Below are 26,358 nucleotides of genomic sequence, written 5' to 3' on the forward strand. Positions count from 1 at the left end.
GACAACGCCGCCGCCCAGCACAGGCTGAGCGGCGGCGTCGTCATACGGCCGGTGGGATCACCCCGGTCCGACGGGTGGGGTCACTCCCACTCGATGGTGCCCGGGGGCTTGCTGGTGACGTCGAGGACGACCCGGTTGACCTCGGCGACCTCGTTGGTGATGCGGGTCGAGATCCGCGCCAGCACGTCGTACGGCATCCGCGTCCAGTCCGCGGTCATCGCGTCCTCGGAGGACACCGGGCGCAGCACGATCGGGTGGCCGTACGTCCGGCCGTCGCCCTGGACGCCGACCGAGCGGACGTCGGCGAGCAGGACCACCGGGCACTGCCAGATCTCGCGGTCCAGACCGGCCGCGGTCAGCTCCTCGCGGGCGATGGCGTCGGCCTCGCGCAGCAGGTCCAGGCGCTCCTTGGTGACCTCGCCGACGATGCGGATGCCCAGGCCGGGGCCGGGGAACGGCTGGCGGTGGACGATCTCGTCCGGCAGGCCGAGCTCCGAGCCGACCATCCGGACCTCGTCCTTGAACAGCTGGCGCAGCGGCTCGACGAGCTGGAACTCGATGTCGTCGGGGAGCCCGCCGACGTTGTGGTGCGACTTGATGTTGGCGGTGCCCGTGCCGCCGCCGGACTCGACGATGTCCGGGTAGAGCGTGCCCTGGACCAGGAAGGCGACTTCCTCGCCCTCGGCGCCGGCCTCGGCGACCAGCTCGACCTGGGCCTGCTCGAAGACGCGGATGAACTCGCGCCCGATGATCTTCCGCTTCTGCTCGGGGTCGCTGACCCCGGCCAGCGCGGTCAGGAAGCGCTCCTCGGCGTCGACGACCTTCAGCTGGACGCCGGTGGCGGCCACGAAGTCCTTCTCGACCTGCTCCGACTCGCCCTTGCGCTGCAGGCCGTGGTCGACGTAGACGCAGGTCAGCTGGTCGCCGATGGCCTTCTGCACGATGGCCGCGGCCACCGAGGAGTCCACGCCGCCGGACAGCGCGCAGATGGCGCGCTTGGTGCCGACCTGGGCGCGGATCGCGGCGACCTGCTCCTCGACCACGCTGGTGGTGGTCCAGCTCGGCTCGATGCCCGCACCGCGGTAGAGGAAGTGCTCCAGGACCTGCTGGCCGTGCGTGGAGTGCATGACCTCGGGGTGGTACTGGACGCCGTAGAGCTTCTTCTCGTCGTTCTCGAAGGCGGCGACCGGCACCACGTCCGTGGACGCGGTGACCGTGAAGCCCTCGGGCGCGGCCGAGCAGGCGTCGCCGTGGGACATCCACACCGACTGCTCGGTGGGGGTGCCCTCGAAGAGGGTGGATCCGGGGCGGGAGACGGTCAGCGGGGTGCGGCCGTACTCCCGGGCGCCGGTGTTGTCGACGGTGCCGCCGAGGGCGATCGCCATGAGCTGGAAGCCGTAGCACATGCCGAAGACCGGGACACCGGCCTCGAACAGCGAGCGGTCCAGGCTGGGGGCGCCGTCGGCGTAGACCGACGAGGGACCGCCGGAGAGGATGATCGCCTTCGGGTTCTTCGCAAGCATCTCCGCCACCGGCATGGTGGACGGCACGATCTCGCTGTAGACCCGGGCCTCACGGACCCGGCGGGCGATGAGCTGGGCGTACTGTGCGCCGAAGTCGACTACGAGGACGACGTCCGGGGCAGCGGCAGGGGGCGCTGATGGCACTTCGGCGGCCTTCCGGCGGTGTGGAGCAGGGGTTGGACTTTCGATTCTAACGGGCTCATACTTGGCCCCATGTCCAAGCAGCTGACCTTCGTCTTTACCTATGGCACCGGCCCGTCCGGCTGCCATGGTGGTGCTGCTTGATCCACTGACAAGCAACTTCCCAGGCGCCCCGGGCCGAAATGGTCCGGGGCGTCTGCGTCTGTCAGGACCGTTCCATCGGCTCCGGGGCCATTCACCCCAGGAGATACGGACATGAGCGCTCGGACCACCACCTCCCCCGCCCCGGCCCCCGGCACCGACACCGGCGCCCACACGCCGGAGGCGGCCGGGATCATCCATGACGCACGGCAGCGGATCGACGATCTCGACGGCCGGATCATCGGCCTCGTCCAGGAACGGATGGCCGTCTCGGCCGTCATCCAGCGCGAACGCCTCACCTCCGGCGGACGGCGGGTCAATCTCTCCCGCGAGATGGAGATCCTTGCCCACTACCGCGACCAGCTCGGCAAGCCGGGCACCGCGCTGGCGATGACGCTGCTGGAGCTGTGCCGGGGCCAGATCTGAGGCGGGCGGGAGGGGGCCCGGCCGGCTGCCGGGGGGCGGGTGGCTGCCAGGTCGCCCGGATGGCCGGGCGGCCGCCGCGGGTAGCGGGCCGGCTGTCGGGAGTGGCCGGATCCGGCCCGCATTCCGGTGGTTCCGGCGTCGGGATCAGAGGGGCCGTGGCTGATTCTGGACGGTTTAGAGTCGGTTTCAGGGTCGGTTTCGGGGCCGGACGGGGCGCGTGACGAAACGCACGCGCCCCGGCGCAGCTGCCGGATCTGCGTTCGGTTGCCGACTCACCCGTACGGCGCGTGACCGGCCGCCGCGAGGCTTCGTTGTTCCCGGTGCCACGCCAGCCAGGCGCGGCCTGCAGGACTACGCGTAGACGCCGCCTCACGGGCGGAAAGCCGGAGCGATGAGACGCCGGCCGCCAGCCGCGGCCCGCGTCGTGGGACCTCGCTCCGGAGCCGTGACCGGTCAGCAGGGGACAGCAGCCCGGTCACATCCGATGGGGTGGTCGGTCCTGGGGACGCCCGGGACCGACCGCATCCGGTCGAAAAGGTTGCGCCAGGTGAGGCGCATCCAGGACGATGCTTGACGAACGACCTGCCGTATCCGGTCCGGACCTTTTGCACTGCCATTGGTCCGACCATCGCGGCACTCACACCCTCACGCACCACCCATAAGCCAGCGGCGCTCCCCCCCCCCCAGCGCCGCCCCTCGGTGCCGGCGCTGCCCTGACGCCGGCACCGAAAGCAAAGGGCCCCGTGGCCGTCCGCAACCCCCCTCGCGGACGGTATCCGGGGCCCTTCGCTATAGGGGGAGTGCGCCCGGCGCACGGCCGTCGCCGGACTTGTCCTGCGCCCGGCTTTCGCGACGCCTACGGGGTGTCCGTGAGGCCTACGCGCGTCTCCCGTGAGGCTGCTGTGGCGGATGTGATCGACATCACGGCAGGATTCTCGTTGAAGCGGCAACTTATTTCGGCCACCGCCGCCGGCCTGCCGTATACCTTCCCCGCGCCTTCCGCCCGCTGCCCGCCGTCAGCCGTCAGCCGCCCACCCTCCGCCGTCCGCCAGGCCCTACGTCACGGACTTCTTCGGCGGCACCGGCGGAACGGCCACGAACGGCAGCTTCAGCGCGCCGAAGGCCTGGGGCGGGACCGCGGGGCGGGCCGGCTCGACGGGCGCCAGCCGCCGGTAGGTCCGGCCCGGGGCGGGGCGCGGGTCCGGCTCGCCCTTGTTGGGCCACAGCGACATCGCGCGCTCGGCCTGTGCGGTGATGGTCAGGGACGGGTTGACGCCGAGGTTGGCGGAGACCGCGGAGCCGTCGACGACCGAGATGCCCGGGTGTCCGTAGAGGCGGTGGTACGGGTCGATCACGCCGTGGTCCGCGTCCTCGCCGATCGGGCAGCCGCCCAGGAAGTGCGCGGTGAGCGGGGTGCCCATCAGCTCACCGATGTTGGAGCCCGCGAAGCCGTTGATCTCCTCGGACAGCAGCGTCGCCGCCCGGGTGGCCTCGGGGATCTGGTTCGGGTTCGGGGCCCCGTGCCCCTGGCGTGCGGTGAGCAGGCCCTTGCCCAGGCCCTTCGGCTTCCGGTACGTCGTCAGGGAGTTGTCGAGGGACTGCATGACCAGGCCGATGATGGTCCGCTCCGACCAGCGGTGGTTGGAGAGCGAGCGGAGCGCCAGCCAGGGGTGGCGGGCCACGTTGCCCAGCCAGCCCGCGACGCGTCCGGCGGGCCGGTAGGGGACCTGGAGGATCGTCATGCCCCCCATCGCGTTGGAGCCCTTGCCGTAGCGCACCGGCTCGATGTGGGTGTTCTCGTCGGGGTGGATCGACGACGTGATCGCCACGCCCTTGGTGAAGTCGGCCTTCGCCGCGCCGTGCCGCTTGCGGTAGCGGCGGTTGTCGGTCTGGGCGCCCACCAGGGCCTCGGAGTTGGTACGGGTCAGCGATCCGAGCCGGCCGGAGAGGTACGGGAGCCGCCCGCTGTCCTTCATGCGGTGCAGCAGGCTCTGGGTGCCGTAGGTGCCGGCCGCGAGGATCACGCGCCGGGCCGTGAACGTACGGCCCGCGCCCTTCTTCTTGTTGTCGGTCGGCAGCGTGCCGACCGCGAAGCCGCCGCGGGAGTCCTCGGTGAGCGCGACGACGGAGGTCATCGGGTGGATGACGGCTCCCGCCCGTTCGGCGAGGTAGAGGTAGTTCTCGTTGAGGGTGTTCTTCGCGCCGTGACGGCAGCCCGTCATGCACTCGCCGCACTCGGTGCACGCCTTGCGGGAGGGGCCCGCGCCGCCGAAGTAGGGGTCCGCGACCTCTTCTCCGGGCGCCGCCTTCGCGGCTTTTGCCTCCTCCTCGCCGACGGCGTCCCGGCCGTCCCCGAAGAAGACACCGACCGGCGCCATGTGGAAGGAGTCGCCGACGCCCATGGCCTGCGCGGTCGCCTTGAGATGCACATCGGACGGCGTCATCGTGGGGTTGAGCCGTACGCCCAGCATCCGACGCGCCTGGTCGTAGTACGGCTTCAACTCCTCCTGCCAGTCGGTGATGTGCTTCCACTGCGGGTCGTCGAAGAACGGCTCGGGCGGTACATAGAGGGTGTTGGCGTAGTTCAGCGAGCCTCCGCCGACCCCCGCACCCGCCAGGACCATGACATTCCCCAGCAGATGGATGCGCTGGATGCCGTAGAGACCGAGGGCGGGGGCCCACAGATAGCTTTTGAGGTCCCAGGAGTTCTTCGGCAGCGTCTCGCGGGTGAAGCGGCGGCCGGCTTCGAGGACGCCGACGCGGTAGCCCTTCTCGGTCAGCCGGAGTGCGGAGACCGAGCCGCCGAAGCCGGAGCCGACGACGAGCACGTCGTAGTCGTAGGCGGGGCCGTCGGGGGCGGCGGGAGTGGCGGAAGTGGCGGGGCCGTCGGCACGGGGGTCGGGGGCGGCACGGTTCTCCGGACCGTCCTGGCCGTCCTGGGCGCCCCCGCCGCCGTTGGCGTCCTGATTCCGGGCAGAGTTCTCCTGGGGCACTGGCTCTCCCTGCTGAGGGGGTGTTAGCGGAGTCGGAGCGCCTTCATCGCGCGCAGGCTGCGGGTCATGAACTGGGCGTACTTCTCGTCGGTCATTCCGAAGGACGGCGCCAGCGGCATCAGGCGCTGGTGGGCGACGGTCTGCGCCTCGGTGTACTTGAGGATGCCCTCGGAGCCGTGCCGGCGGCCCAGGCCCGAGTCCCCCATGCCACCCATCGGCGCCTGCACGCTGGCGTACCCGGCGGCGTAGCACTCATTGACGTTGACCGTGCCGGTGCGCAGCCGGGCGGCGACCGCGCGGCCGCGGCGGCCGTCCTTGGTCCAGACGCTGGAATTGAGGCCGTACGGGGTGGCGTTGGCGAGCGCCACCACCTCGTCCTCGTCGCGGAAGCGGTAGAGCGAGACGACAGGGCCGAAGGTCTCCTCGTCGCAGACCGCCATCGGAGCCTGGACGCCGTCGAGGATGGTCGGCTCGTAGAAGAGCGGGCCGATGTCGGGGCGGGGGCGGCCGCCGGCGACCAGCCGGGCGCCCTTGGCGACGGCCTCGTCGACATGGCGGGTGACGGTCTCCAGCTGCCGCTCGCCGACCAGGGAGCCCATGTCGGCGCCGTAGGCGAGGGAGTTGCCCAGCCGCATCGCCTTCGTACGCGCGGCGAAGCGCTGGAGGAAGTCGTCGGCGATGGATTCGTGGACGTAGAGCCGCTCGATGGAGATGCACAGCTGCCCGGCGGAGGCGAAGCAGCCGCGGACGGCGCCGGCGGCGGCCTTCTCCACATCGGCGTCCTGGAGCACCAACATGGCGTTCTTTCCGCCGAGTTCGAGGGAGACGCCGACCAGCCGGGCGGCGGCGCCCTGGGCGACCTCGCGGCCCGTACGGGTCGAGCCGGTGAAGGAGACGTAGTCGGCGTGCTCGACGACGGCGGGGCCGACGACCGGGCCCTCGCCGAGTACGACCTGCCAGACGTCCTCCGGCAGCCCGGCCTCGATGAGCTGTTCCCGGGCCCACAGCGCGGTCAGCGCGGTCTCCGTGTCGGGCTTCATGACGACGGCGTTGCCCGCGACGAAGGCCGGCAGGGCGTCGCCGACGGACAGCTCGAAGGGGTAGTTCCAGGGGGCTATCTGCCCCACGACGCCGCGGGGCTGGCGGAGTTCGGTGACCTTGGTGAGGGTCGGTACGACGCCGGTGCGGGCCTTGGGCTTGAGGTAGGCGTGGGCCTTGCGGCCGTAGTGGCGGGCGGTGACGGCGACCGCCTGCACCTCCTCATGGGCGTGCAGCCGCGCCTTGCCGGTCTCCAGCTGGATCAGGTCGAGCACTTCGGCCTGGCGGCGCAGCACCAGGTCGTGGAAGCGCAGCAGCACCGCGGCGCGCTGCTTGACCGGGACCTTGGCCCAGCGCTCCTGGGCGGCGCGGGCCCGCTCGAAGGCGGTGGCGACGTCCTCGGGGGTGGACTCGGGCAGGTCGGCCAGCTTCTCGCCGGTGAACGGGGTGTGGTTGGCGGTGCGGTTCGTGCCGACCACACCACGGGTGAGCCGGGCGGCGAGTTCGGGGGTGACCACGTCCGCCGCGGTACGGGCGCCCGCCGGGGTGGCGGCGACCGGGTTGCCGTCGGCGGGGGCGGCGGGGGCCTCGTCGGCCGCGGGAGCCTCGCCGGCCGCGGGCGTCTCGGCGGGCGCTGGCGTCTCGGCGGGCGCCTCGGGGGCGGGGGCCTCCGGGGCCGCGGCGGGGGCCTCGGGGGAGGCGGTTCCGGTGTCCTGCGAGTCCGTCATGTCGGCGAGCGTATTCCTCCCACGACGCTTTGTGTACCCGGGAGTAATGAGTTTTCACACCGTCCGCACCATCGCGCCAGTGTCCGCTGGCCGCAAGGGGGCTGGTCTGGGAGGACCGGGGCCGCGGGGCACGCGACGCGGCACCGGGTCACGCCTCCGGGGCACACCTCCGGTCACACCCCGGGCTCCCGGTCACGCGCCGGGCCCCCGGTCACGCCCCGCCTCACGTCCCGGTCAGCCGGAAGGCGTCGAGCGCGGTGTCGAGGTGCCGCGCGGCCTCGGTGCGCGCGCCGACCGGGGAGGAGATCCACACGTCGATCATCCGGCCGCCCTCGTCCCAGCTGAGGTCGTAGGTGCGGCGGGGGCCGCCGTCCTGCGCGCCACCGTCCCAGACGAACTCCCAGCGCCCGGCCCGGAGCCCGTGGTGGGTGGTCGCGGTGAGCTGCCCCTGACGGTAGCCGCGGTAGTGCGCGGGACCCTCCGCATCCGCCGTCCGCATCGCGCCCAGCGGCCCTTCCGGGACCCGCTTCCGCAGCTGGATGCCGATCCGGAACCGTCTGCCCTGAGAGGAGTAGTAGACGCGGTCGTTCTCGTACGAGCGGGTGAAGCCGTCCGGTACGGCGAGCACGAAGCCGGCCGGGTCGTGGACGAGGCGGTAGCCGGCGGGGATCGTGCCGGTGGCCACCGGGGAGGGCGACGAGGTGATCGTGACGGTGGGGTGCCCGCCGACGGGGGCGGGGGTCCGCGCAGGTCCCGGCCCCGGCCCCGGCCCCCCTTCCGAGGCTTGTGGGGAGCGGCCGCCGGTTCTGCCGTCGCTCCCGTCCGGGCGCGTCCCGTCCGGGTGCATCAGCAGGACGGCCAGGCCCGCGCCCGCGCCGCCGATCACCACCGCCGCGAGCGCCATCAGCAGAGCGGTGCGGAGCCGGCCGGTGTGCGGCCGGGCGGCCACCGCCAGCGCCCGGTCGTCGAGGGAGGCACGGGTCGGTGCGCCCGGGGCCCGGCCGCTTGCCCGGCCGTCGGCACGTGCGCCCGCGTGCGCGGCCGGCGGCCCGGCGTCTTCGCCGCCGCCTTCACCGCCGCTCCCGTCTCCGCCTCTCCCCTCTCTGCTTCCGTCTTCGCCTCCGTCTCCGCTTCCGTCTCCGCATCCGTCTTCGCTTCCGTCTCCGCATCCGTCTCCGGTGGGCGTACGGCCGGGGACAGTCGGGGTCGCGGGCGGCGCTCCCGGGGCCAACGGGTCCTCGCTGGACGGGTGTTCGCTGGGCAGGCCGTCGCCGGGGCCGTCGTGCGGGGAGGCGTGGACGTCGGGCCCGGGGCGGTGCGGGGCGTGCGGGCCACTGGGGCGGGGCCCGGCCGGTCCCGGCGGCCCGCTCGCGCCCGCCACGGCCTCGGCGGCGCGGCCGGCGGCCCCGTCGCCGGCGTCATGCCCGTCACGTCCGTCACCCCCGTCCCCCGCATCACGCCCGTGGCCGTAGCCGTGGCCGCGATCACGGCCGCCCCCATGACCGTGACCGTGGCCATGGCCCTGACCGCGCCCCTGACCGCGCCCGGCCCCCTGGTCGCCGGCCCCGCGTTCCGGGGAGCGGCCCGACCGCAGATAGCCGCGCAACAGCCGCTCCGTCTCGGCGGCCCCCAGCCGGCGCTCCGGATCGCGCTCCAGCAAGCCCTCGACGACGGCACGTAACGCCCGTGCGGCCTCCGGGAATTCGATGTCCTCGTCCACCACGGCGTGCAGCACACCGCCCAGCGAGTCGCGGTGGAACGGCGAGGCACCGCTGAGCGCGGCGCACAGCAGCACCCCGAGCGACCAGAGATCGGCCTCGGGCCCCGTGCCGCGGCCGGACATCCGTTCCGGCGCGGTGTATTCGGGTGAGCCGACGAAACTGCCGGTGTCGGTCAGCGTGGTGACCCCGGGCACCTGGGCGATACCGAAGTCGGTGAGCACGACCCGGCCGGTGCCCGACTCCATCAGGACGTTGGCGGGCTTGATGTCCCGGTGCAGCACCCCGCGGGTGTGCGCGGCCCGCAGCGCGCCCAGCAGCGCGACACCGATCCGGGCGGCCTCGCGCGGCGCGACCGGCCCGCCGCTCTGCAGCCGGTCGGCCAGCGACGGGCCCTCCACCAGCTCCATCACGATCCACGGCCGGCCGTCCTGCTCGACGACGTCATGCACGACAATCACATTCGGGTGCTTGATCCCGGCGACCGTCCGTGCCTCCCGCACCGCCCGCTCACGCTGTACCCGCGGCTCGGGCCGGGCCGCCGCCCCGCCATCACCCTCACCGGCTTCCTCGTCCAAGTGCAGCTCCTTCACCGCGACTTGGCGGGCCAGCAGCTCGTCGGTGGCGCGCCAGACCGTCCCCATACCGCCGCAGCCGAGCCGAACTTCCAGGCGGTACCGGCCACCGATCAGCCGGCCCTCGCCCCCGAAGATCCCCATGGGCCCATCTTCCCGCACCGGCCCCTCACGGGAAGGGCGTCACCTCGGGGACCGGCCAAGGTCGCCCGTGCCGTGATGCCGCCCCGGCCCGTAGTGATCCACCGCCCCTGCGGGAGCAGTTGGCACGCTTACCCCTTGCCGCGCCGCCCGTGGAGACAGTTGCCGCACTGCGGCCCCCGAGAACCCCGAACCGCACGACACACGGGGTGGAACCTCCACCTGCTCTCCCACCGTCCTTGACACAGTGAGGCTGTGAGGCTGTCGTACGGCGAACAAGCCGGTGCGGTGGCCACGAGGAGCGGATCGGGGGTCGGTCATGGTGATGCAGGACGGTGGAACGGTGGATGTCCGTCCGGGCGCCGACCCGGGCCGGGCCGCCCCGGAGCACGGCGGTGCCTACCGTACGACCGCCACGTCCCTCGCCCTCTACTCCGGCGTACTGCTCGCCTGGACCGCCTACGGCATCGCCCAAGGGGACGGCAATACCTGGGACTTCCTGGAAGGCCTGTTCAACCCGGGCGCCTCCCCCACGACGCAGATCCTCGGCCCGTACGAATGGGCCTTCACCGTCGGCTTCCTGGCGATCGCCGGACTGGCACTGGCCCGGCGGCGGGTGGCGCGCTCCGCGGCGCTGCTGTGCGGTTGGGTGCTGCTCGCCGTCTCCCTGCGGGAGGGGGTGGGCCTCACCGATGCCGCCTACCGCGATCTGTACCACCACGACCCGCTGGGCGGCTGGGTGCTCGCCACCCGCGGGCTGGGGCTGGTGGTGGCGCTGGTCGTACTGTGCACGATGTTCCCGGCCACCGAACGCCGCCGCGGCGGGCGCCCGTCCACCACGGCGGTGGACGGCCCGGCAGCGGACGACCTGGCGGTGGACGGCCCGGCGGCGAGCGGTCTGGCGGCGAACGGCCCGGAAATCTGGCAGCGCCGCCCCTCACGGATCTGCGGGATGCTGTTCCTGCTGATGTCCCTGGCACGCCTCGGCTGGCTCGTCGGCGATCTGGCGACCCCCGAGGGGAACGTGGGCCACTACCTGCACGACGCGGTCGACGGCTCGGTGCTCGGCACCCTCGACCTGGCGGCGCCCAGCGCGTTCACCACCCTCGGATCGGTGCTCGCTCTCCTCGTCCTCGGAGTGCTGGCCGTACGAGGACGACGGGAAGTGCGCGGCGCGCTCCTGGTGTTCGCCGCGCTGGAGCTGTACATGACCGTGCGGACCGTCGTCCTGCTGACCGTGACGGACTTCTTCAACCGCTCCTTCGACACCCCCCAGGGCGCCCTGTCCCTCGTCACGACCGCCTATGCGCTGGCGGCCATGACCTCGGTGGTCGTCCTGGCCACCGGCCGCGGCTTCGGCCCGCACGGCATGCGGGCGGACGGGTTGCGGGCGGCGGCGATGGGACGCGGCGGGGGGCTGTAGCGTCACGCCCCAGTTTCCCCCGGTTTCCCCCGATGCCCCCGTGCCCCCCGGTGTCACGCCCCGGCTTCCCGGCCCAGCCCCCTGGCCCAGTCGAGCAATTCGGGGTCGGCCAAGCTGCCGCCCAGCCAGTCGTGGTCGAGATCGGCTCCCGGAAGGGACGGGACGACCGCGACGTAGAGCCCGGCAGCACGCGCCGAGGCGATGCCCGTGGCCGAGTCCTCGAAGGCGACGGAACGCTCCGGGTCGGCACCGAGCGCGGCGCATGCCGTGAGGTAGAGCTCCGGTGCGGGCTTGGGGGAACGCACCTCGTCGGCGGCGAACGAGTGGGTGAAGCAATCGGCGAGGCCGGCCGACCACAGCGCCGCGTCCAGCAGTTCCCTGGGGCTGTTGCTGGCCACGGCGACGGGAACGGCCGCCCGGCAGGCGCGCACCAGGTCCGCCGCCCCGGGGAGAGCCGCGGCGCCCCGGGACAGCTCCTTGCGGACCCTTTCGAGGAGTTCGGCGGCGATTTCGGCACCGGCGTCGGGGCGCCCGAAGTACTGCGCCATGGCCTCACCGGCGGCCTCCACGGTGCGGCCGATGACCAGGGCCTTCTGTTCAGGCCCGAAGGGATGGCCGTGCGCCGCGAAGATGGCCGTTTCCGCGACGGTCGCGCAGACCTCCGTGTCGACCAGCAAGCCGTCGCAGTCGAAGACCACGGCCTCGGCGCCGGCGGGGAGCGCACGCATGCTCTTGTCCTTGATCATGAGCGAACACAGTAGGCCGGACCCTCCGGAACGTCCACGTTTTTGCCCGGAATCGGGCAGGAATGGCGGCATTCGCCGCTGATTTCACGCCACGCCCCTCAGGCGAGGTGCCCGGCATACACCCCACATGACCTGGGGTCAGCCGGTCCGTCCCGGCTCCCCCGGAACGAGGACGCCCAGCGGGCTTGAGCGCCGCGCACGGGCGTAGCGTGGCCGGTACGTCCTTCTCGCGGGGGTGGCCATGGAGTTGTCCGAGGAACCCGGCATCGGTGAGCGCATCGCCCGGCTGCGCATACGCCGGAAGCTGACGCAGGAGGCCCTCGCCGAGCGGGCGGGCCTGTGCGTCGACACCGTCCGGAAGCTCGAACAGGGTGTACGCCGCACGGCGCGGCTCGCGACGCTCAACGCGCTGGCCAGAGCCCTGGACGTGGAGCCGTCCGCGCTCGCCGGGCAGCCCGCCACCTTCGAGGTGCGCAGCGAGGGCGAACAGCCCTCCGTCCTGGCGCTGCGCCAGGCCGTCGCGCCCGTGTCCGACCTGCTGGGCGGTGATCCGGACCCCGAGGACCCGCTGGGCATCGCGGCGCTGCAGGCCTCCCTGCGTTCGACGGAACGCATCCGCCGCGAGGGACGGATGGCGGAAATCGGCGCACTGCTTCCGCAGTTGATCAGGGATGCCAAGGCGGCCGCTCACGCCACCACCGGCGCCGAGGCCGCCGCGGCCCACTCGGTCCTGGCCGAGGCCTATCAGGTCGCCGCCACGACGCTGACGGCGCTGGGCAAGGAGGACGCCGCCTTCACCGCCCTGGAACGGTCGATGACGGCGGCGGCCCGGGGAGACGATCCCCACCTGGAGACCGCCGGCTTCTCCAGCCTTGCCTGGGTACTCACCAAGCAGGGGCGGCTGGCGGACGCCGAACGCGTCGCGCTGAACGCCGCCGAACGCATCGAGCCGGGCTTCCGCTCCCCACCGCTCGAACTGGCCCTGTGGGGAGTCCTGCTGCTCCGTGCGGCAACGGCCGCGGTCCGCCTGGAGCGACGCGACACGGTACGGGATCTGCTCACGATGGCGAGCGCGGCGGCGGCCAGGATCGGCACGGACCGTCTCGACTACGCGACGCCGTTCGGCCCGACCAACGTCGGGGTGGCCAGGGTCAACTTCCTGGTGGAGATGGAGGAGAGCGCCGAGGCACTGCGCACCGCGCGCACCGTCCCCGAGCTGCACACGCTGCCCCCGACCTGGCGCGCGCGGTGCCACGTGGACCGCGCCCTGGCCTTCACCGACCTGCGCAAGGACGACGGCGCGGTGCAGGCGCTGCTCGCCGCCGAGCGCACCGCCCCGGAATGGATGCGCTACCACTCCACGAGCCGCCGTCTGGTGGCCGACCTCCGCCACCGCGAACGCCGGCGCACCTCACCGCTCACGGAGCTGGCCGACCGTCTCGCTCTCGACGGGTAGGACAGGGCGTCCCAGCAGGGGCGGAAAGTGGCACAGCACGTCACTGTCCGGGTCGCGGGCCCGCGCCTGGCGTTGCCGCACCGTCAGGAAGGACGGGCCCCGCCGTCCTTGACGGCCCGGGCATGCCACCCACGAAAGCAGGTCGACATGACCCACGCTCCCCCCGCCCGCCACCCCCTCCGTACGCACCGGCAAAACGCACAAGCGGAGGGCGGCCGATGAGCACACCCGGCACCCCCCGGCTGCTCCCCTGGACCGGTCAGGACGGCAAACCCTGCTATCTCCTCACGGACCGGGAGGACAGCCCGCTGTCCCGGCGTGCCGATCAGATCGAGGCGCTGCAACTCAGGATGGCGGCGGGACTGCTGGAGCACGCGCGGGTTCTGATCGACGATCCGGCGGTGGATGCACGGCAGTTGCGGTTTTTGTCGGCTCAACTCAGGACCGCACTGCAGGACGTTCTACGGGTCGCGCAGAGCCGCGGCGCCCGGTCAGCCGACGATGACGTCCCGTCTGACCTGGGGTTTTGAGGAGCCGCCAGGGCGCCTGCCGGGCGTGCGGGGGAGATCCCCCTCCGGAACGCCCCCGCACGCACGAAGCGGCCGCCGCGTGTGGGGGTCGCGGCGGCCGCCGATGTGAACTGCAACGCGTCTTGGGCCCATGGCCTCTTCAGTGGTGCAGCATGTGAACAACTCTGCCCGTGGGGGCATCCCCGCGGCATCCTCCAGAGGTCGCGGGCTCACCCCCGCCGCTCGGCGGGGGTACGGGGCCGCCACAGGGCGGTCCCGTACGGCAGGGAAGCGGAATCGCGCGACGCCGGGCGGTTTTGCGAGCTCGAATGGGCGCGGAGGAGAAAGGGGCGGCCGGTGATCCGTGTCGCTGTGGTGGACGACGAGCGGCTGGTCAGATCCGGACTGCGGATGATCCTGGGGACCGACCCGGACATCGAGATGGTCGCGGACTGCAGCGGCGCCGAGGCCGTGGACACCGTGCTGCGGTGCGCAGCCGAGGTCGTGCTGCTGGACATCCGGATGCCGGACGTGGACGGGCTGACCGTCCTGCGCCGGCTGCGCGCCACCCCGAATCCGCCCGTGGTGGCGATGCTGACCACCTTCGACGCCCAGGAGTACCTGACGGCGGCGCTGCGCGAAGGCGCGGCCGGGTTTCTGCTCAAGGACTCCGATCCGGAACAACTCGTACGGGCCGTGAGGACGCTGGCGGCGGGCGGCAGTGTGCTCGATCCCGGGGTCACCCGGGCGGTGATCGGGGGCTATCTGACCGCCGAGGACCAGGCCTCCGCGAACCGGGCGGTGAGCGGGCTGACCCCGCGGGAGTCCGAGGTGCTGGCCCTGCTCGGCGAGGGCCTGGCCAACGCCCAGATAGCCGACCGGATGGGGCTCGCCCCCAGTACGGTCAAGGACCATGTGCGCGCCCTGCTGGGGAAGTTGGGCGGGATCAACCGCATCCAGGCGGCCATCGTGGCCGACCGGGCGGGTCTGGTGGCAAGCGACCCCAGGGGGTCGTGGTGAGAACCAGGGGCGGGAGCGGCAGGGGGAACGGCAGAGGCAGCGGGGGCGGGGACGGCAGAGGGAACGGTTCTGCGGCGTCCCGCCGAGAAACGTCCGGCCCGGGGACACCGGGCAACCGGGGGACGTCCGACAGCCGCGGAACCTCCGGCCGGGACGCGCTGGCGCCCCGCACCGGCATGGCGCGGGCGCTGACCCGCGGACCGGTCGGACGGCGGCTGCGCAAGACGGCCCCGCTGGCGGTCCCCGTTCTGCTGGCAATCGCCGACGCGATGCTGGTCAACGGCATCGACCTCGACCTGGAGGTGGGCGTCTCGATGGCGGCGGCGGCCGCCCTGCTGGTGCGCCGCCGCTTCCCGCTGCTGGTCTTCCTCTTCACCCTTCCCGGGCTCTACATCGGCTACATCTGGTTCGCGCCGATGATCGCGCTCTACACCCTGGCCGCCCTCCGGCCCGGCCGGGCCCGGCTCGGCGGCTGTGCGCTGCTGCTGATCGCCGCGCACTTCTTCCCGTATCCGATCTCCGACTTCGAACTCACCGCGTACCGGGAGAACACCCTGGTACTGATCGACGCCAGCGTCACCTCGGCCGCCCCCATCGCCCTGGGGCTGCTGGTGCGCACCCGCCGGGAACTGGCCTCCCGCGTCGAGGACCTGACCCGGAGCCTGCGCCGTGAGCACCGGCTGCTCGCCGACCGGGTCAAGACCACCGAACGCGCCCGGCTCGCCCGTGAGATGCACGACGTGGTGGCCCATCAGGTCAGCCTGATCAGCCTGCAGGCGGGTGCGGTGCAGGTGAGCACCGAGGACGCGGAGGCGCGCGCGGGTGCCAGGACGATCCGGGAGCTGTCCGTACGGACGCTGGAAGAGCTGCGGCACATGGTGGGCGTGCTGCGGGCGGACAGCGGCGAGGCGGCGGAGGCGCGCGACCTGGCTCCCCAGCCGGACCTGGAGGAGCTGCCGCGGCTGATCGAGATGAGCGCGCTGGATGTGACGTACGAGCGCGGAGTGGTGGCCGGTGCCGGCGGGGCGAGCGGCGCGAAGACGGTGGAGCGGGCGGCCTTCCGCACGGTCCAGGAGGCGCTGACCAACGTCCGCAAGCATGCTCCGGGGGCGCGGGTACGGGTGCGGGTGGATCCGGTGGACACGGTCCGGGGCCTGGCGGCGGACGGGGCCGAGGGGGCTGACGGGACACAGGCGGCCGACCGGGCAGGGGCTGCGGACGGAGTGGCGGCGGCCGACGGGGGCCGTACGCCGCACGGGCTGCGGGTGGAGATACGCAACGGGCCGCCGGACGCGACGGCGACGGTCCCCGCGCTTCCCGGGGGCGGACACGGTCTGGTGGGGCTGCGCGAGCGCGCACAGATCCTCGGCGGAACGCTGGAGGCGCGGCGTACCTCCGACGGCGGCTTCGTCGTACGGGCGGAATTCCCGTACGAAGCGGGGCGAAGCGAGGCTGAGCAGGGCGAAGTGAGGTAAGGCGGGGCGGGAGCCAAGAGCGCGAGCCAGGGGCGGGAGCGGCGGCCGGGGACCGGGTCCGGTCCCGGTGCCGGAGGCGTGGGCCCGGAGCCTCGGCCCGAGGCGCGGGAAGCGTCAGGGCGAAGGCGTCGAGGCGAAGCCGTCAGGCGGAGAGCGGTGCGGCGGCCTCGTCGACGGCGGTGCGCAGGTCCGGGTAGACCTCGAAGAGCCGGCGCACGCCCAGCGCGGCCAGCACCCGGTTGACGTGTGAGCCGTCCACGGCCCCCTGGGCGGGCAGGATCAGCCGCAGCCGCCCCTGGCAGGAGCGCATCAAGCGGCGGGCGGCGATCAGTACGCCGACACCGCTGGAATCGCAGAACCGCACCTCGGAGAGATCGAGCACCAGAGATCTCCGCCCGTCCGCCACCGCGTCGTGCACATGCTGGCGCACCGCCGGTGAGGTGACCAGGTCCATCTCACCGGACACCTGGAGTACGGCCCAGGGGCCCTTTTCGTCCTCTGCCACCTTCAACGACACGCGCTCGAAGCCTTTCGCTCGCTTTCCTGCCGGATGATTACGGACCGCATCCGGAACTCATCCTTCCCCGCCTCGACTGCCCGGCCCCTCACCCCTGAAACTCTTCCGAATCCTTGGCCCAACAGGCAGTACGCCTAAGGCTATGCCCCGAAGAGCACAGCTCTTCGCCGAGAACCGGTCACACACGGATAACACATGGCCCCATACGGGCATGAACGATCCGCATCGATCCTCAGCGATCGGGCATTATCGCCACAAAGCGAGGGCACCGGTCCGTCAGGGCTTTACCATCCCCGTACCCCTCGGGGCTCGGTTTGCCGCAAAGGAGCGTGCGTTGTCAGACCCGCGCATTACATTCGAGGGCACGGCGGGTCCTGTGACGGTGCACACAGGTCCGGGCATGCAGATGCATCCGGGCAGGCGGGTGCAGGAGTGACGGCAGAGGTGTGAGCCCGGAGGCGCCGGGCAGGGATGGGGATCCGATGGGACACGACGCCCCACCGCGGTGGGACAGGCGGATGCAGCAGCGGCTCGCCCACGGCGAGGCGGCCGCGCTGGGTGAGCTCTACGACCGCTTCGCCTCTCTGGTGCACAGCCTCGCCTACCGCGTCCTGGACGACGAGGACGCCGCCGACCGCGTGACCCGCGAAGTGTTCGGCTATATCTGGGAGCACCCGGATTCCTACGACCCCAAGCAGGGCCCGCTGCGTTCCTGGGTCGCCGGCGTCACCCGCCATCAGGCCGTCCAGCGGCTGCGCCAGGCCGAGGCGGCCTCGGCGCGCGACTGCGGACCCGACGCCCCCGCGCCCGCCGAAATAGAGCAGAAGATCCGCGAGGCCTCCACCGCGGCCCGCGCCGACTTCATCGTCACGTCCATGCCCGCGCCCCTGCGGGCCGCCCTGGAGCTGGCGTACTTCCAGCGCCGCGACTACCGCCAGACCGCCGCCGACCTCGGCGTCACGGAGGACGAGGCCCGGCGCCGGCTCCGCCTGGGCCTGCAGCTGCTGTCCACCGCCCACAACCACCAGGCCCTGCCACCCGCCCACCGCTCCGCACCCGCCCCGCGCTCCGCACCCGCCTCGTCCCACGGATCGCAGGCGCCGCGCACTCCCCGCGGAGCGCGCCCACCGCACTCCCCGCACACCGGCCCCGGGACCTCCGCGCCGCCCGGCGGCCCGGCGGCCCGGGACACGGACGGTCCCGGTGAACGGCCCGGACGAATGGGACGGCCGCGAGCTGCCCGGCAGCCCCGGCGAACGGCCGCGGATACCCTCCCCGCGCACCGCGGCCGAGGACCACGGCCCGCTCCCCGACGAGCTGCCGGTACCGGTCCGCGACCCGGCGTCGGAAACCGGCGAGGGCCCCCGCGAACCGGAACCGGAAGCCGAGCCCGTGACCGAGCTGCCCGCCGCCGTCCCTCGCCCCGCACCGGCGGCCGGCCCGCAGCACCGGATCCTCAAGTCGCTGCTCGGCGCCTGGGCGCTGTCGGCCTGCTCCGCCGAGGAGACCGCCGCGGTCGAGGCGCATCTGACCGACTGCGCCTCCTGCGCGGACGAGGCGCTGCGGCTGCGCGATGCCGTAGGGCTGCTGCACCCCGCCGACAGCCTCGACCTCGATCCGCTGCTGCGCTCCCGGGTGCTGGAGGGCTGCCTGGGCCGCCGCCCGGCCCGTATCCCGGTGCCCGAGTGGGCGACGCCGTACGACGCGGAGACCGCCAAACTGGACGCCCTGCTGCGTGACATGGGCGAGGCGGAGTGGCGCACTCCGGTGCGGCTGCGCTGGTTCGAGGGGGAGCGCCAGGTCGGGCGGGAGTCGACCGTCGCCGGCGTCATGGGGCATCTGATGGCGGTCGACGGCCTGGTCGCGACGGCTCTCGGGCTGCCCGACCCGCTCGGCACGACCGCCCCGCCGGGCACCCCGGATCCCCTGGTCCGTACGGAAACGTTCTGGCGGACGCCCGCCGAGGAGCACAGCCCACCCGCCCTGCGCGCACCGTGGCGCGACCAGAGCTATGCGCTGATACGGCAGGTGTCGTTCGCCGGCGACAGGGTGGCCGAGCTCGCCGTGCCGTACGGGGACTTCCGGCTCACGCTGCGCGACGCGTTCCTGGACCGCGCCTTCGAGTGCTGGGTGCACGCCGGGGACATCGCTGAGGCGGTGGACTATCCGTACGTGCCCCCGGCCGCCGGGCATCTCCACCTGATGGTCGACCTCGCCGCCCGGCTGCTGCCCAGCGCGCTGGCCGACCGCCGGCGGGCCGGGCTGGCCGCGCCGCCCCAGCGGCTGGTCGAGGCGGGCGCCCCGGGCCGTACGCTCCATCTGGAGATCGAGGGCAACGGCGGCGGGCACTGGTACATAGCCCTGGACTCACCGGCCGCGCTCGGCACCCCGGAGCGCACCGTCGCCCATATCGCCCTGGACAGCGCCGAGTTCTGCCAGCTGGCCGCGGGCCACATCTCCCCCGAGGAGGCCGCGGCAGGTCAGAACGGCGAGCGGGACGCGATCCGCGATGTGCTCTTCGCGACCGCGTCGCTGTCGCGGCTCTAGGGGGCTCTGGACTCTGGGGCTCTGCAGATCCGGAGCCGGGCCCCAGCTGGGCTCTGGGGCTCTAGGGATCCGGGGCCGGGCTCCCGGGAGCGTCCGCCAGAGGGAGTGGGCCTGCCAGTAGGGGGCGGTCGAACGTGTCCCGTAGGGGGTCCGAGCGCCCCCTCGGGGCCACAACGCGAGAGGTGCGGAAGGTATTCCGGGTCGGAAGACCATTCCGGGCCGGAAGGCCATTCCAGGTCGGAAAGGTATTCCGGGTCGGAAAACCATTCCAGGTCGGAAGGTATTCCGGATCGGAAGGCACTCCAGGTCGGAAGGTACTCCGCCCCGGAAACCACTCCGCCGCCGTGGGACGACGCCCCTACGCGAAGACGACCGTCCGGCTGCCGTTGAGCAGGACCCGGCGCTCGCTGTGCCACTTCACGGCGCGCGCCAGCGCCTGGCACTCCACGTCCCGGCCGATCGCCACGAGCTGGTCCGGCGTGACGTCATGGCCGACGCGCTCGACCTCCTGCTCGATGATCGGGCCCTCGTCGAGGTCGGCGGTGACGTAGTGCGCGGTGGCACCGATGAGCTTCACCCCGCGGGCGTGCGCCTGGTGGTACGGCTTGGCGCCCTTGAAGCTCGGGAGGAAGGAGTGGTGAATGTTGATGATCCGGCCGGACAGCGCCTTGCACAGATCGTCGGAGAGCACCTGCATATAGCGGGCGAGCACCACCAGCTCGACGTTCTCGGCCTCCACCAGCTCCAGCAACTGCGCCTCCGCCTGGGCCTTGGTGTCGCGGGTGACCGGGATGTGGTGGAAGGGGATGTCGTACGAGCCGACCAGCTCGGCGAAGTCCGTGTGGTTGGAGACCACGGCCGCGATCTCGACCGGCAGCGCGCCGATCCGGGAGCGGAAGAGCAGGTCGTTGAGGCAGTGCCCGAACTTGGACACCATCAGGACGATCCGCATCTTCTCGTCGGCCCGGTGGATCTGCCAGTCCATGCCGAAGGAGTCGCCCACCGCGGCGAAGCTGGCGCGCAGCTTGTCGACGCTCACCGAGGAGTCCGCACTGAAGTGGACCCGCATGAAGAACAGCCCGGTGTCATGGTCACCGAACTGCTGACTGTCCTCGATGTTGCAGCCGGTGATGAAGAGGTAGCTGGACACGGCGTGCACGATCCCCTGCTTGTCCGGGCAGGACAGGGTGAGGACGTACTGATCGTTCCGATCGTGCTGACCGGGCTGGGTGGGCTGCGACTCGCTCATGACCTCATAGGGTCGCACACCTGCCGGGCAGGTCAGGCCGGGGCGTCCGCCTGACCGGTCATGATGGCCAGCACCTCCAGCGAGCGCGGCGCGGCGTCGGGGTCCTCACCGTCCGCCGTCGCCAGCTGCACATGGGCCTCCCGGGCCGCGTGCACGGCCTCCGGCCAGCCCTGGTGCTCCAGGTACGCGGTCACCGGGGCGTCCGCGCCGACCTGGTGCATGATCCGCAGCACCCGGAGCACGGCGGCATCGACGAGCTGCGCCTCCCGGGAGTCCCGGAAGATCGTGCCGACGTATTTCTCGGCGGACCAGTTGTCCAGCCAGGTGTCCTCGACGAGGCGGTAGACGGCGTCGGTGACATCTCCGTACCCGGGCAGGCCGGCCAGCCAGGCCTCCTGCTGGAAGGCGGGGTCGGAGAGCATGTGCAGCGCGGAACGCACATTGCTGCGCCAGCGCCACCACGGCATGTCGTTGAGTGGCATGCCGCCCATGGTGGTCGAGCGGCGCCCGCGACGGGAAGACTTCTCCGAACCTTGCACAGCAATCGATCGTACGTTCTTCACCAACGATCTCAAGCTGCCCCCCGGAGTTCACCTCTGCGTCACCGGTCATTACCTCGTCGTCACCAGCCCGTTCCGGGCAGGACGGAAGGCTGCTGTGCCATGACCGGACGGCGACGCCCCCTCCCCCGCCCCTTCTCCTCGGTTCCCGCGGCCACCACCGCCTCGGCGGCGGCGTGCACGGCGGTCCTTGCGTCGCTGCTCTCGGGCTGCGGCTCGCCCGCCGGGGCGGCGGAGGATGTGGGGGACAAGTCGCCCATCACGGTGATGACCTGGGCTCCCGAGGGCACCAAGGCGACCAATATGCCGGGGATGCCGGCCATGGCCCAGGCCTACGCCCGGTGGGCCAACTCCCGGGGCGGTATCCGGGGCCACCATCTCAAGGTGCTGACCTGCAACGAGCAGAACGACTCGGTGACCGCGGCGCACTGCGCCCAGCGCGCGGTGACCGAGGGCGCCGTCGCCGTCGTCGGCTCGTACAGTCAGTTCGGCCGCTCGTTCATGTCGCCGCTGGAGGTCAAGGGCATCCCCTTCATCGGCGGCTACGGCGCCTCGGACGAGGAGTTCGAGAGCCCGCTGTCCTACCCGGTCAACGGCGGCCAGGCCTCCCTGCTCGCCGGCAACGGCCGCCAGCTGGCGGACGACTGCTCGCGCGTCGCGCTGGTCCGGCCGGACACCATCCAGGGCGACCAGATGCCGTCCCTGCTCAACTCCGGCCTCCAGAGCGGCCATCGGCACCCGGCCAAGGACATCAAGGCGCCCGAGGACGGCACCGACTACTCGTCCGAGGTGAACCGCGCACTGGACGACGTGGATGCCGACCCGGCCGTCCACGGCACCTCGGCGGCCGGCGGAAAGGCGCCCGGCTCCTGTGTGGCCGCCTCGCTCGGCGACCACACGGACACATTCTTCGACTCGTTCCGGCGGCTGCAGGAGGACCGTCCCAAGGTGCGGGTCGCCTCCGTCCTGGGCAGCGTCGGCCAGTCCCTGCTGAACCGTACGGGCGGCAGCGCCGGGCCGCTGGAGGACGCGGACATCACCGGTTGGTACCCGGTCGCGCACGATCCGCGCTGGCAGCCGATGCGCAAGGTCATCAACGACTTCGCCTTCGACGACAACCGCATCGACCCGGCCGACCAGGGCGTCCAGACGACCTGGATCGCCTACACCGTGCTGCGCGCCCTGATCGGGCAGCTCGACGACGCGGGCGTGGACGACATCACCCCGCACGCCCTGCAGACGACGCTGGACCGCGGTGACCACGCCATCGACACCGGCGGCCTGACCCCGAAGCTCCGCTGGCGGGACGAGGACATGCTCGCCGTCCAGGACTTCCCGCGCATCGTGAACGGGATGGTGACCTACCAGGTCGTCAGGGACGGCGAGTTGACCGCCGCCAAGGACGGCTTCGTGAATGTCGCCAAGACGCTGGAGCGGCGGCGCACGGACAGCTGATGCGGCTGCGCCTGCGCCTCCCGCTGCGCCTGCCTTTTCTTCCTGCTCAGGGCTTGTTCGGGGCGGCGCACGGACAGTTGACGCCCCTGCACCAGCCCCCGCACCTGGCCCCGCCCCTGCTCAGAGCTGTTCCGGGCGGCGCTCCGTCAGGCCGTACTTCTTGGCGAGCGGGTTCCAGATCTGGGCCGCCTGCTTCTTGGCCGTGGTCGCCTGGCCGCTGGCCGCATTGCCCTGGGCTGCCTGCCCGCTGGGCCGGGCCTTGCCCTTGTGGCAGCCCTTTTTGCTGCCGACCTGGCCGGCCCAGGCCGCGTAATGGTTGTCCGCGGCCGCCGAGGATTGCCAGGCCTTGGTCAGCATGGCGGTCAGCTGGGCGTGGTTGGGGATCTTGTCGACGGGCAGCTGCTGCAGCCGCTTCACCAGGTCGTTGCGCTGGCCGGCCGCGGCGCGCAGGTCCTTGGCCGCGCCGCCGAGGTTGCTGCAGGTCTTGATGCCGTTGACGGCGCCGATCACCGAGGAACGGCTGTTGTTGCTGTCGCCCAGCAGCGCGTCCAGGCCCTTGGCCTGCGCCTCGGCCGGATCGGTGGACGGCTTCTGCTGCTCCGGGTCCTTGGCCGCCTTGGTGGTACCGGCGCCGGCGTCCTGCTTCTTCGCCGCGGGCTCGTCGCCTCCCCCGCTCAGCGCCCAGCCGAGGCCGAGGCCGGCCCCCGCGAGCGCCACGATGACGATGCCGACGATCACGGCGGGGGCGAGCTTGCGGCGGCCGCCACCGTCGCCGTCGTACGAGGCCTGCTGGTCGTAGCCGCCGCCGGGCGGGAACTGCTGGCCCTGGTAGCCCTGGCCCTGCTGGCCGTGGCCCTGGTACCCCGGCCCCTGGCCCTGGCCCTGCTGGCCGTACGGCGGGCGGCCCGGGTCCTCGAAGCGCGGCAGCTGTGCGGTGGAGTCCGGGGCGCCGGGCCGGCCGGGGGTGCCCGGTCCGTCGCGGAACAGGCCGTCGAACTCGGCGGGAGTGGCACGGTCGTCCGGCGCACCGGGGCGGACGCCGTACGGCGCGCCGGGCGGCGGGGGCGGTGTGGCGGCGCCGACCGGCGCGATGAGCTGGGTGGCCTCGGCGTCGCCCGCGCCCTGGGCGCCGGGCATCGGCTGCGACTGCGGCATCGGCTGGGCCTGGCCCTGGGCCTGGCCCTGGGGTCTGGTCTGGTTCGGCTTGATGGCGCGCAGCATCGTGGTGGATTCGTCGGGCGTCTCGGGCCGGGTGCCTGCCTCGGGCGGCAGCGGCGCGGCACCCGGGCCGCCAGGCTGCTTGTCGAAGCCGGACTGCGCGTCGAAGGGCGGGATGAGCGCGGTGGCCTCCGCGTCGCTCGCGACGGGCGGCAGCGGCGCGCCGGTCTGCGGGGTCGCCCGCACCAGCTCACCGGACGGGCCCTGCGGCGGCTGCCCGTACTGCTGCTGCGGCTGCTGGGCCTGCTGCGACTGCTGAGGCTGCTGGGGCGCCTGCTGCGGCATCGAGGGCGGCAGCGGCGGCACCGGAGGCGGCCCCTGGGGAGCCGCCGGGAAGCCCTGACCGCCCTGCGACTGCGGCTGCGGCTGCGGCTGCTGCGGGGCGGGCGCCGGGGAGGCAGGAGAGGGCTGAGGGGCCTGAGAGGCCTGGGCGTGCTGCTGCTCCGGGGCGTATCCCTGGGGGCCCTGGCCGTAACCCTGCTGCCCCTGACCCTGAGCATGCGGCTGAGCCTGCTGCTGGGGCTGCTGGTACCCCTGGCCGTACGTCTGCGCCTGCTGCGGAGCGGATGCCTCGCCGTACTGGCCGGGTATCTCGCCGTACTGGCCGGACGCCTCGCCGTACCCCTGCTGCGGGGCGGGCGCGGCCTGCGGGCCGGGTCCCCAGGGCTGGCCCCACGGCTGCCCGGCCGGCGGTGCGGCCTGCTGGTCGGGCACCCAGGGCTCACCGTTGGCGGGCAGCACAATGCCCTCTCGCGCGGGGCCGGCCGCAGAATTCTGCGGGTCGTGGCCCTGTCCGCTCTGCGTCACCGTGACTCCTACCAACGTGCAGACCTACGGAATCGTCGGCTGCACGCTACCGGGTCGCAGCAACGTTCGACCACGTCGCCTGGTCACCACCCCCGTCCGCCCCCGGCACGCACCGGGCGGACCCGGCGCGCGGCCCGCCCGACGGCGTACGACATACCCGACGACATACCCGACGCCGTGCAACAAAGCCGTACAACGAAGCCGCGCAAGGAGGTCTTGCGACGAAAGCGGCCGCTCCTCCGCCGCCCCTCCGCCGCTCCCGCAATGAGGCGTTGTTCACGCTTCCCGGGGCGCCGTTCACGCTTCCGCGGCACCGCTCACGCTTCCCGCGGCGCCGTTCACACGGTGCCGTTCACGCCGCCGCCGTGGCCCTCAGCTCCAGCCGGCTGCTGAATTCCCGCACCACCGGTTCGTCCCGGAAGGGCTCCAGACGCAGCTGGAAGTCCTCCAGATACTCGGCACCGCGGTCCGAACGCAGCCCGCTCAGCAGCTCCACCGCCCGGGTGCCCGTATGGCAGGCCTGCTCCACCTCCCGCTGCTGCGCCTGGGCACCGGCCAGCAGCAGCAGCCCGATGGCCCGCCGCCGCGCCCGGCCCTCCGGGTGCCCGTCCAGCGCCTCTTGCGCACGCTGCCCGGCGGGTCCCGGCTGCCCCAGGTCACGGTGGCAGTGAGCGAGTTCATCGGCCAGATACGCCTGGTCGAAGTGCGAGATCCAGACCGGGTCGTCACCCGCGTCGGCCGACGCGTCAGCGCGCTCCATCGCGGCGACCGCCCGGCCGGCCACCACCTGGAAGGCCCGGCCGTCGCCCATCAGGGCGTGTCCGCGCGCCTCCGCCGCGCAGAACATCGCCTCCGCGCGCGGGGTGACATGGCCCCGGGCACCCTCCTGGGCGGCGCGCGCGAGCTGGGCGATCTCCCGGGGATTGCCGAGCGAGGCGGCGAGGTGGCTCATGCTCGCGGCCAGGACGTAACCGCCGTAGCCGCGGTCGCCGGCCGCCTGGGCCAGCCGCAGCGCCTGGATGTAGTAGCGCTGGGCGAGGCCGGGCTGGCCGGTGTCGACGGCCATATAGCCGCCGAGTTCGGTCAACCGCGCGACGGCGGCGAAGAGTTCCCGTCCGACGGACTCGCGGTACGAACCGGCCAGCAGTCCCGAGACCACGCTGTTGAGGTAGTGCACGACGACCGGCCTGACGTGCCCGGCGCCGAAGCGGTGGTCGAGTTCGCTGAGCGCCGTGGTCATCGCGCGGACCGCCTCGACGTCCGAGATCCCGACCCGGGCACCGGCGTTCCGGGCGACCTGGCTGTCCGCCCCGGTGATCAGCCAGTCGCGGCTGGGCTCGACCAGGGCGGAGGCCGCGACCGTGGAACCGCTGAGGAAGTCGCGCCGCCCGACGTCGCTGCGCCACAGCTCGCAGACCTGCTCGATGGCCCCGAGGACGGTCGGCGAGAACTGCAGCCCCACCCCGGAGGCGAGGTTCTTGCCGTCGGCCATCCCGATCTCATCGATGGTGACCGTGCGCCCCAGCTTGCGGCCCAACGCCTCGGCGATGACGGCCGGAGCGCGGCCCCGCGGCTGCTGCCCGCGCAGCCACCGGGCCACGGAGGTCTTGTCGTAGCGGAGGTCGAGACCGTGCTCCGCTCCGCACATGTTGACGCGGCGGGCGAGCCCCGCGTTGGAGCAGGCGGCTTCCTGGATCAGCGTCTGCAGCCGTTCGTTGGGCTGGCGTGCGACGAGTGGCCTGGCGGCCATGCATGTACCCCCTGAGTACCGCTGTGCGTTCACCGGCGAACGCCGTTCCCCGTGATCGATTCCCCGTGAATATGCCGGATATCCGAGAGATCCGGGATATGCGCGATAGGAGAGATCGGAGTGATACGCACTTTGCAGCGGATGCTCAGTTGTGAGCGTTTTAGGCCCTGTCCGGAGCATCCCCGGTGCGCAGCGCTCGTTC

The 26,358-nt window shown here is 72.7% G+C and carries 18 protein-coding genes and 1 pseudogene; 9 read left to right on the forward strand and 10 right to left on the reverse strand.

The features are described from left to right. Positions 1-80 precede the first annotated feature (80 nt). On the reverse strand, positions 81-1,667 hold the full coding sequence (gene guaA / locus D9V36_RS17630; RefSeq protein ID WP_129294629.1) for a glutamine-hydrolyzing GMP synthase: 1,587 nt from the start codon (positions 1,665-1,667) through the stop codon (positions 81-83). Positions 1,668-1,919: 252 nt separating this feature from the next. On the opposite strand from guaA, the gene D9V36_RS17635 reads away from it, so the two are divergent. Further along, complete coding sequence (locus D9V36_RS17635) at positions 1,920-2,231, forward strand: chorismate mutase (RefSeq protein ID WP_129294630.1); 312 nt, start codon at positions 1,920-1,922, stop codon at positions 2,229-2,231. Positions 2,232-3,286: 1,055 nt separating this feature from the next. On the opposite strand, the gene D9V36_RS17640 is transcribed toward D9V36_RS17635, so the two are convergent. The 3 genes from D9V36_RS17640 to D9V36_RS17650 all read right to left on the reverse strand — a co-directional run bounded on the left by D9V36_RS17640 (position 3,287) and on the right by D9V36_RS17650 (position 9,427). Next, on the reverse strand, positions 3,287-5,224 hold the full coding sequence (locus D9V36_RS17640; RefSeq protein WP_129294631.1) for a GMC family oxidoreductase: 1,938 nt from the start codon (positions 5,222-5,224) through the stop codon (positions 3,287-3,289). Positions 5,225-5,247: 23 nt separating this feature from the next. Then, on the reverse strand, positions 5,248-6,990 hold the full coding sequence (locus D9V36_RS17645; RefSeq protein ID WP_129294632.1) for a succinic semialdehyde dehydrogenase: 1,743 nt from the start codon (positions 6,988-6,990) through the stop codon (positions 5,248-5,250). 223 nt (positions 6,991-7,213) lie between these two features. Then, on the reverse strand, positions 7,214-9,427 hold the full coding sequence (locus D9V36_RS17650) for a serine/threonine-protein kinase (RefSeq protein ID WP_129294633.1): 2,214 nt from the start codon (positions 9,425-9,427) through the stop codon (positions 7,214-7,216). Between the two features lie 316 nt (positions 9,428-9,743). On the opposite strand from D9V36_RS17650, the gene D9V36_RS17655 reads away from it, so the two are divergent. After that, positions 9,744-10,847, forward strand: a complete 1,104-nt coding sequence (locus D9V36_RS17655; protein ID WP_129294634.1) for a hypothetical protein — start codon at positions 9,744-9,746, stop codon at positions 10,845-10,847. Positions 10,848-10,900: 53 nt separating this feature from the next. Here D9V36_RS17655 and D9V36_RS17660 read toward each other — a convergent pair whose 3' ends face one another. Continuing rightward, the gene (locus D9V36_RS17660; RefSeq protein WP_241720911.1) at positions 10,901-11,593 is read right to left on the reverse strand and encodes an HAD family hydrolase; all 693 of its coding nucleotides are present in this window, start codon (positions 11,591-11,593) and stop codon (positions 10,901-10,903) included. 241 nt (positions 11,594-11,834) lie between these two features. Between D9V36_RS17660 and D9V36_RS17665 the strand changes: the two genes are divergently transcribed. The 4 genes from D9V36_RS17665 to D9V36_RS17680 all read left to right on the forward strand — a co-directional run bounded on the left by D9V36_RS17665 (position 11,835) and on the right by D9V36_RS17680 (position 16,053). Next, complete coding sequence (locus tag D9V36_RS17665) at positions 11,835-13,049, forward strand: helix-turn-helix domain-containing protein (RefSeq protein WP_129294635.1); 1,215 nt, start codon at positions 11,835-11,837, stop codon at positions 13,047-13,049. Between the two features lie 218 nt (positions 13,050-13,267). Continuing rightward, positions 13,268-13,579: a hypothetical protein gene (locus D9V36_RS17670; RefSeq protein WP_129294636.1), complete on the forward strand. Its 312-nt coding sequence runs from the start codon at positions 13,268-13,270 to the stop codon at positions 13,577-13,579. Between the two features lie 336 nt (positions 13,580-13,915). Next, the gene (locus D9V36_RS17675) at positions 13,916-14,578 is read left to right on the forward strand and encodes a response regulator (protein WP_129294637.1); all 663 of its coding nucleotides are present in this window, start codon (positions 13,916-13,918) and stop codon (positions 14,576-14,578) included. 176 nt (positions 14,579-14,754) lie between these two features. After that, positions 14,755-16,053 (forward strand): sensor histidine kinase, encoded by a 1,299-nt coding sequence (locus D9V36_RS17680; RefSeq protein ID WP_129294638.1) that lies wholly within the window; start codon positions 14,755-14,757, stop codon positions 16,051-16,053. A 142-nt stretch (positions 16,054-16,195) separates the two neighbouring features. Here D9V36_RS17680 and D9V36_RS17685 read toward each other — a convergent pair whose 3' ends face one another. Beyond that, on the reverse strand, positions 16,196-16,570 hold the full coding sequence (locus D9V36_RS17685) for an STAS domain-containing protein (RefSeq protein WP_030087372.1): 375 nt from the start codon (positions 16,568-16,570) through the stop codon (positions 16,196-16,198). Between the two features lie 482 nt (positions 16,571-17,052). Between D9V36_RS17685 and D9V36_RS17690 the strand changes: the two are divergent. Further along, positions 17,053-17,628 (forward strand): annotated as a pseudogene (locus tag D9V36_RS17690) (sigma-70 family RNA polymerase sigma factor); the annotation flags it as partial. Between the two features lie 145 nt (positions 17,629-17,773). Continuing rightward, a complete protein-coding gene (locus tag D9V36_RS17695; RefSeq protein ID WP_129294639.1) occupies positions 17,774-19,117 on the forward strand; it encodes a zf-HC2 domain-containing protein in 1,344 nt (447 codons plus the stop codon). 358 nt (positions 19,118-19,475) lie between these two features. Here D9V36_RS17695 and purU read toward each other — a convergent pair whose 3' ends face one another. Both purU and D9V36_RS17705 read right to left on the reverse strand, forming a co-directional pair. Beyond that, positions 19,476-20,366 carry a formyltetrahydrofolate deformylase gene (purU, locus tag D9V36_RS17700; protein WP_129294640.1) on the reverse strand — a complete coding sequence of 297 codons (891 nt, stop codon included), beginning with the start codon at positions 20,364-20,366 and terminating at the stop codon, positions 19,476-19,478. Positions 20,367-20,398: 32 nt separating this feature from the next. Beyond that, entirely contained in the window at positions 20,399-20,911 is a 513-nt protein-coding gene (locus D9V36_RS17705) for an SCO4402 family protein (protein WP_088802282.1), read from the reverse strand. 117 nt (positions 20,912-21,028) lie between these two features. Between D9V36_RS17705 and D9V36_RS17710 the strand changes: the two genes are divergently transcribed. Next, complete coding sequence (locus D9V36_RS17710) at positions 21,029-22,381, forward strand: ABC transporter substrate-binding protein (protein ID WP_129294641.1); 1,353 nt, start codon at positions 21,029-21,031, stop codon at positions 22,379-22,381. Positions 22,382-22,501: 120 nt separating this feature from the next. Here the strand turns inward: D9V36_RS17710 and D9V36_RS17715 are convergent, their stop codons facing one another. Both D9V36_RS17715 and D9V36_RS17720 read right to left on the reverse strand, forming a co-directional pair. Next, positions 22,502-24,406 carry a hypothetical protein gene (locus D9V36_RS17715; RefSeq protein ID WP_347239714.1) on the reverse strand — a complete coding sequence of 635 codons (1,905 nt, stop codon included), beginning with the start codon at positions 24,404-24,406 and terminating at the stop codon, positions 22,502-22,504. A gap of 352 nt (positions 24,407-24,758) precedes the next feature. Further along, a complete protein-coding gene (locus D9V36_RS17720) occupies positions 24,759-26,156 on the reverse strand; it encodes a transcriptional regulator (RefSeq protein WP_129294642.1) in 1,398 nt (465 codons plus the stop codon). Positions 26,157-26,358: the final 202 nt, after the last annotated feature.

Source organism: Streptomyces lydicus (genome assembly GCF_004125265.1).
Lineage (GTDB): Bacteria > Actinomycetota > Actinomycetes > Streptomycetales > Streptomycetaceae > Streptomyces > Streptomyces lydicus_C.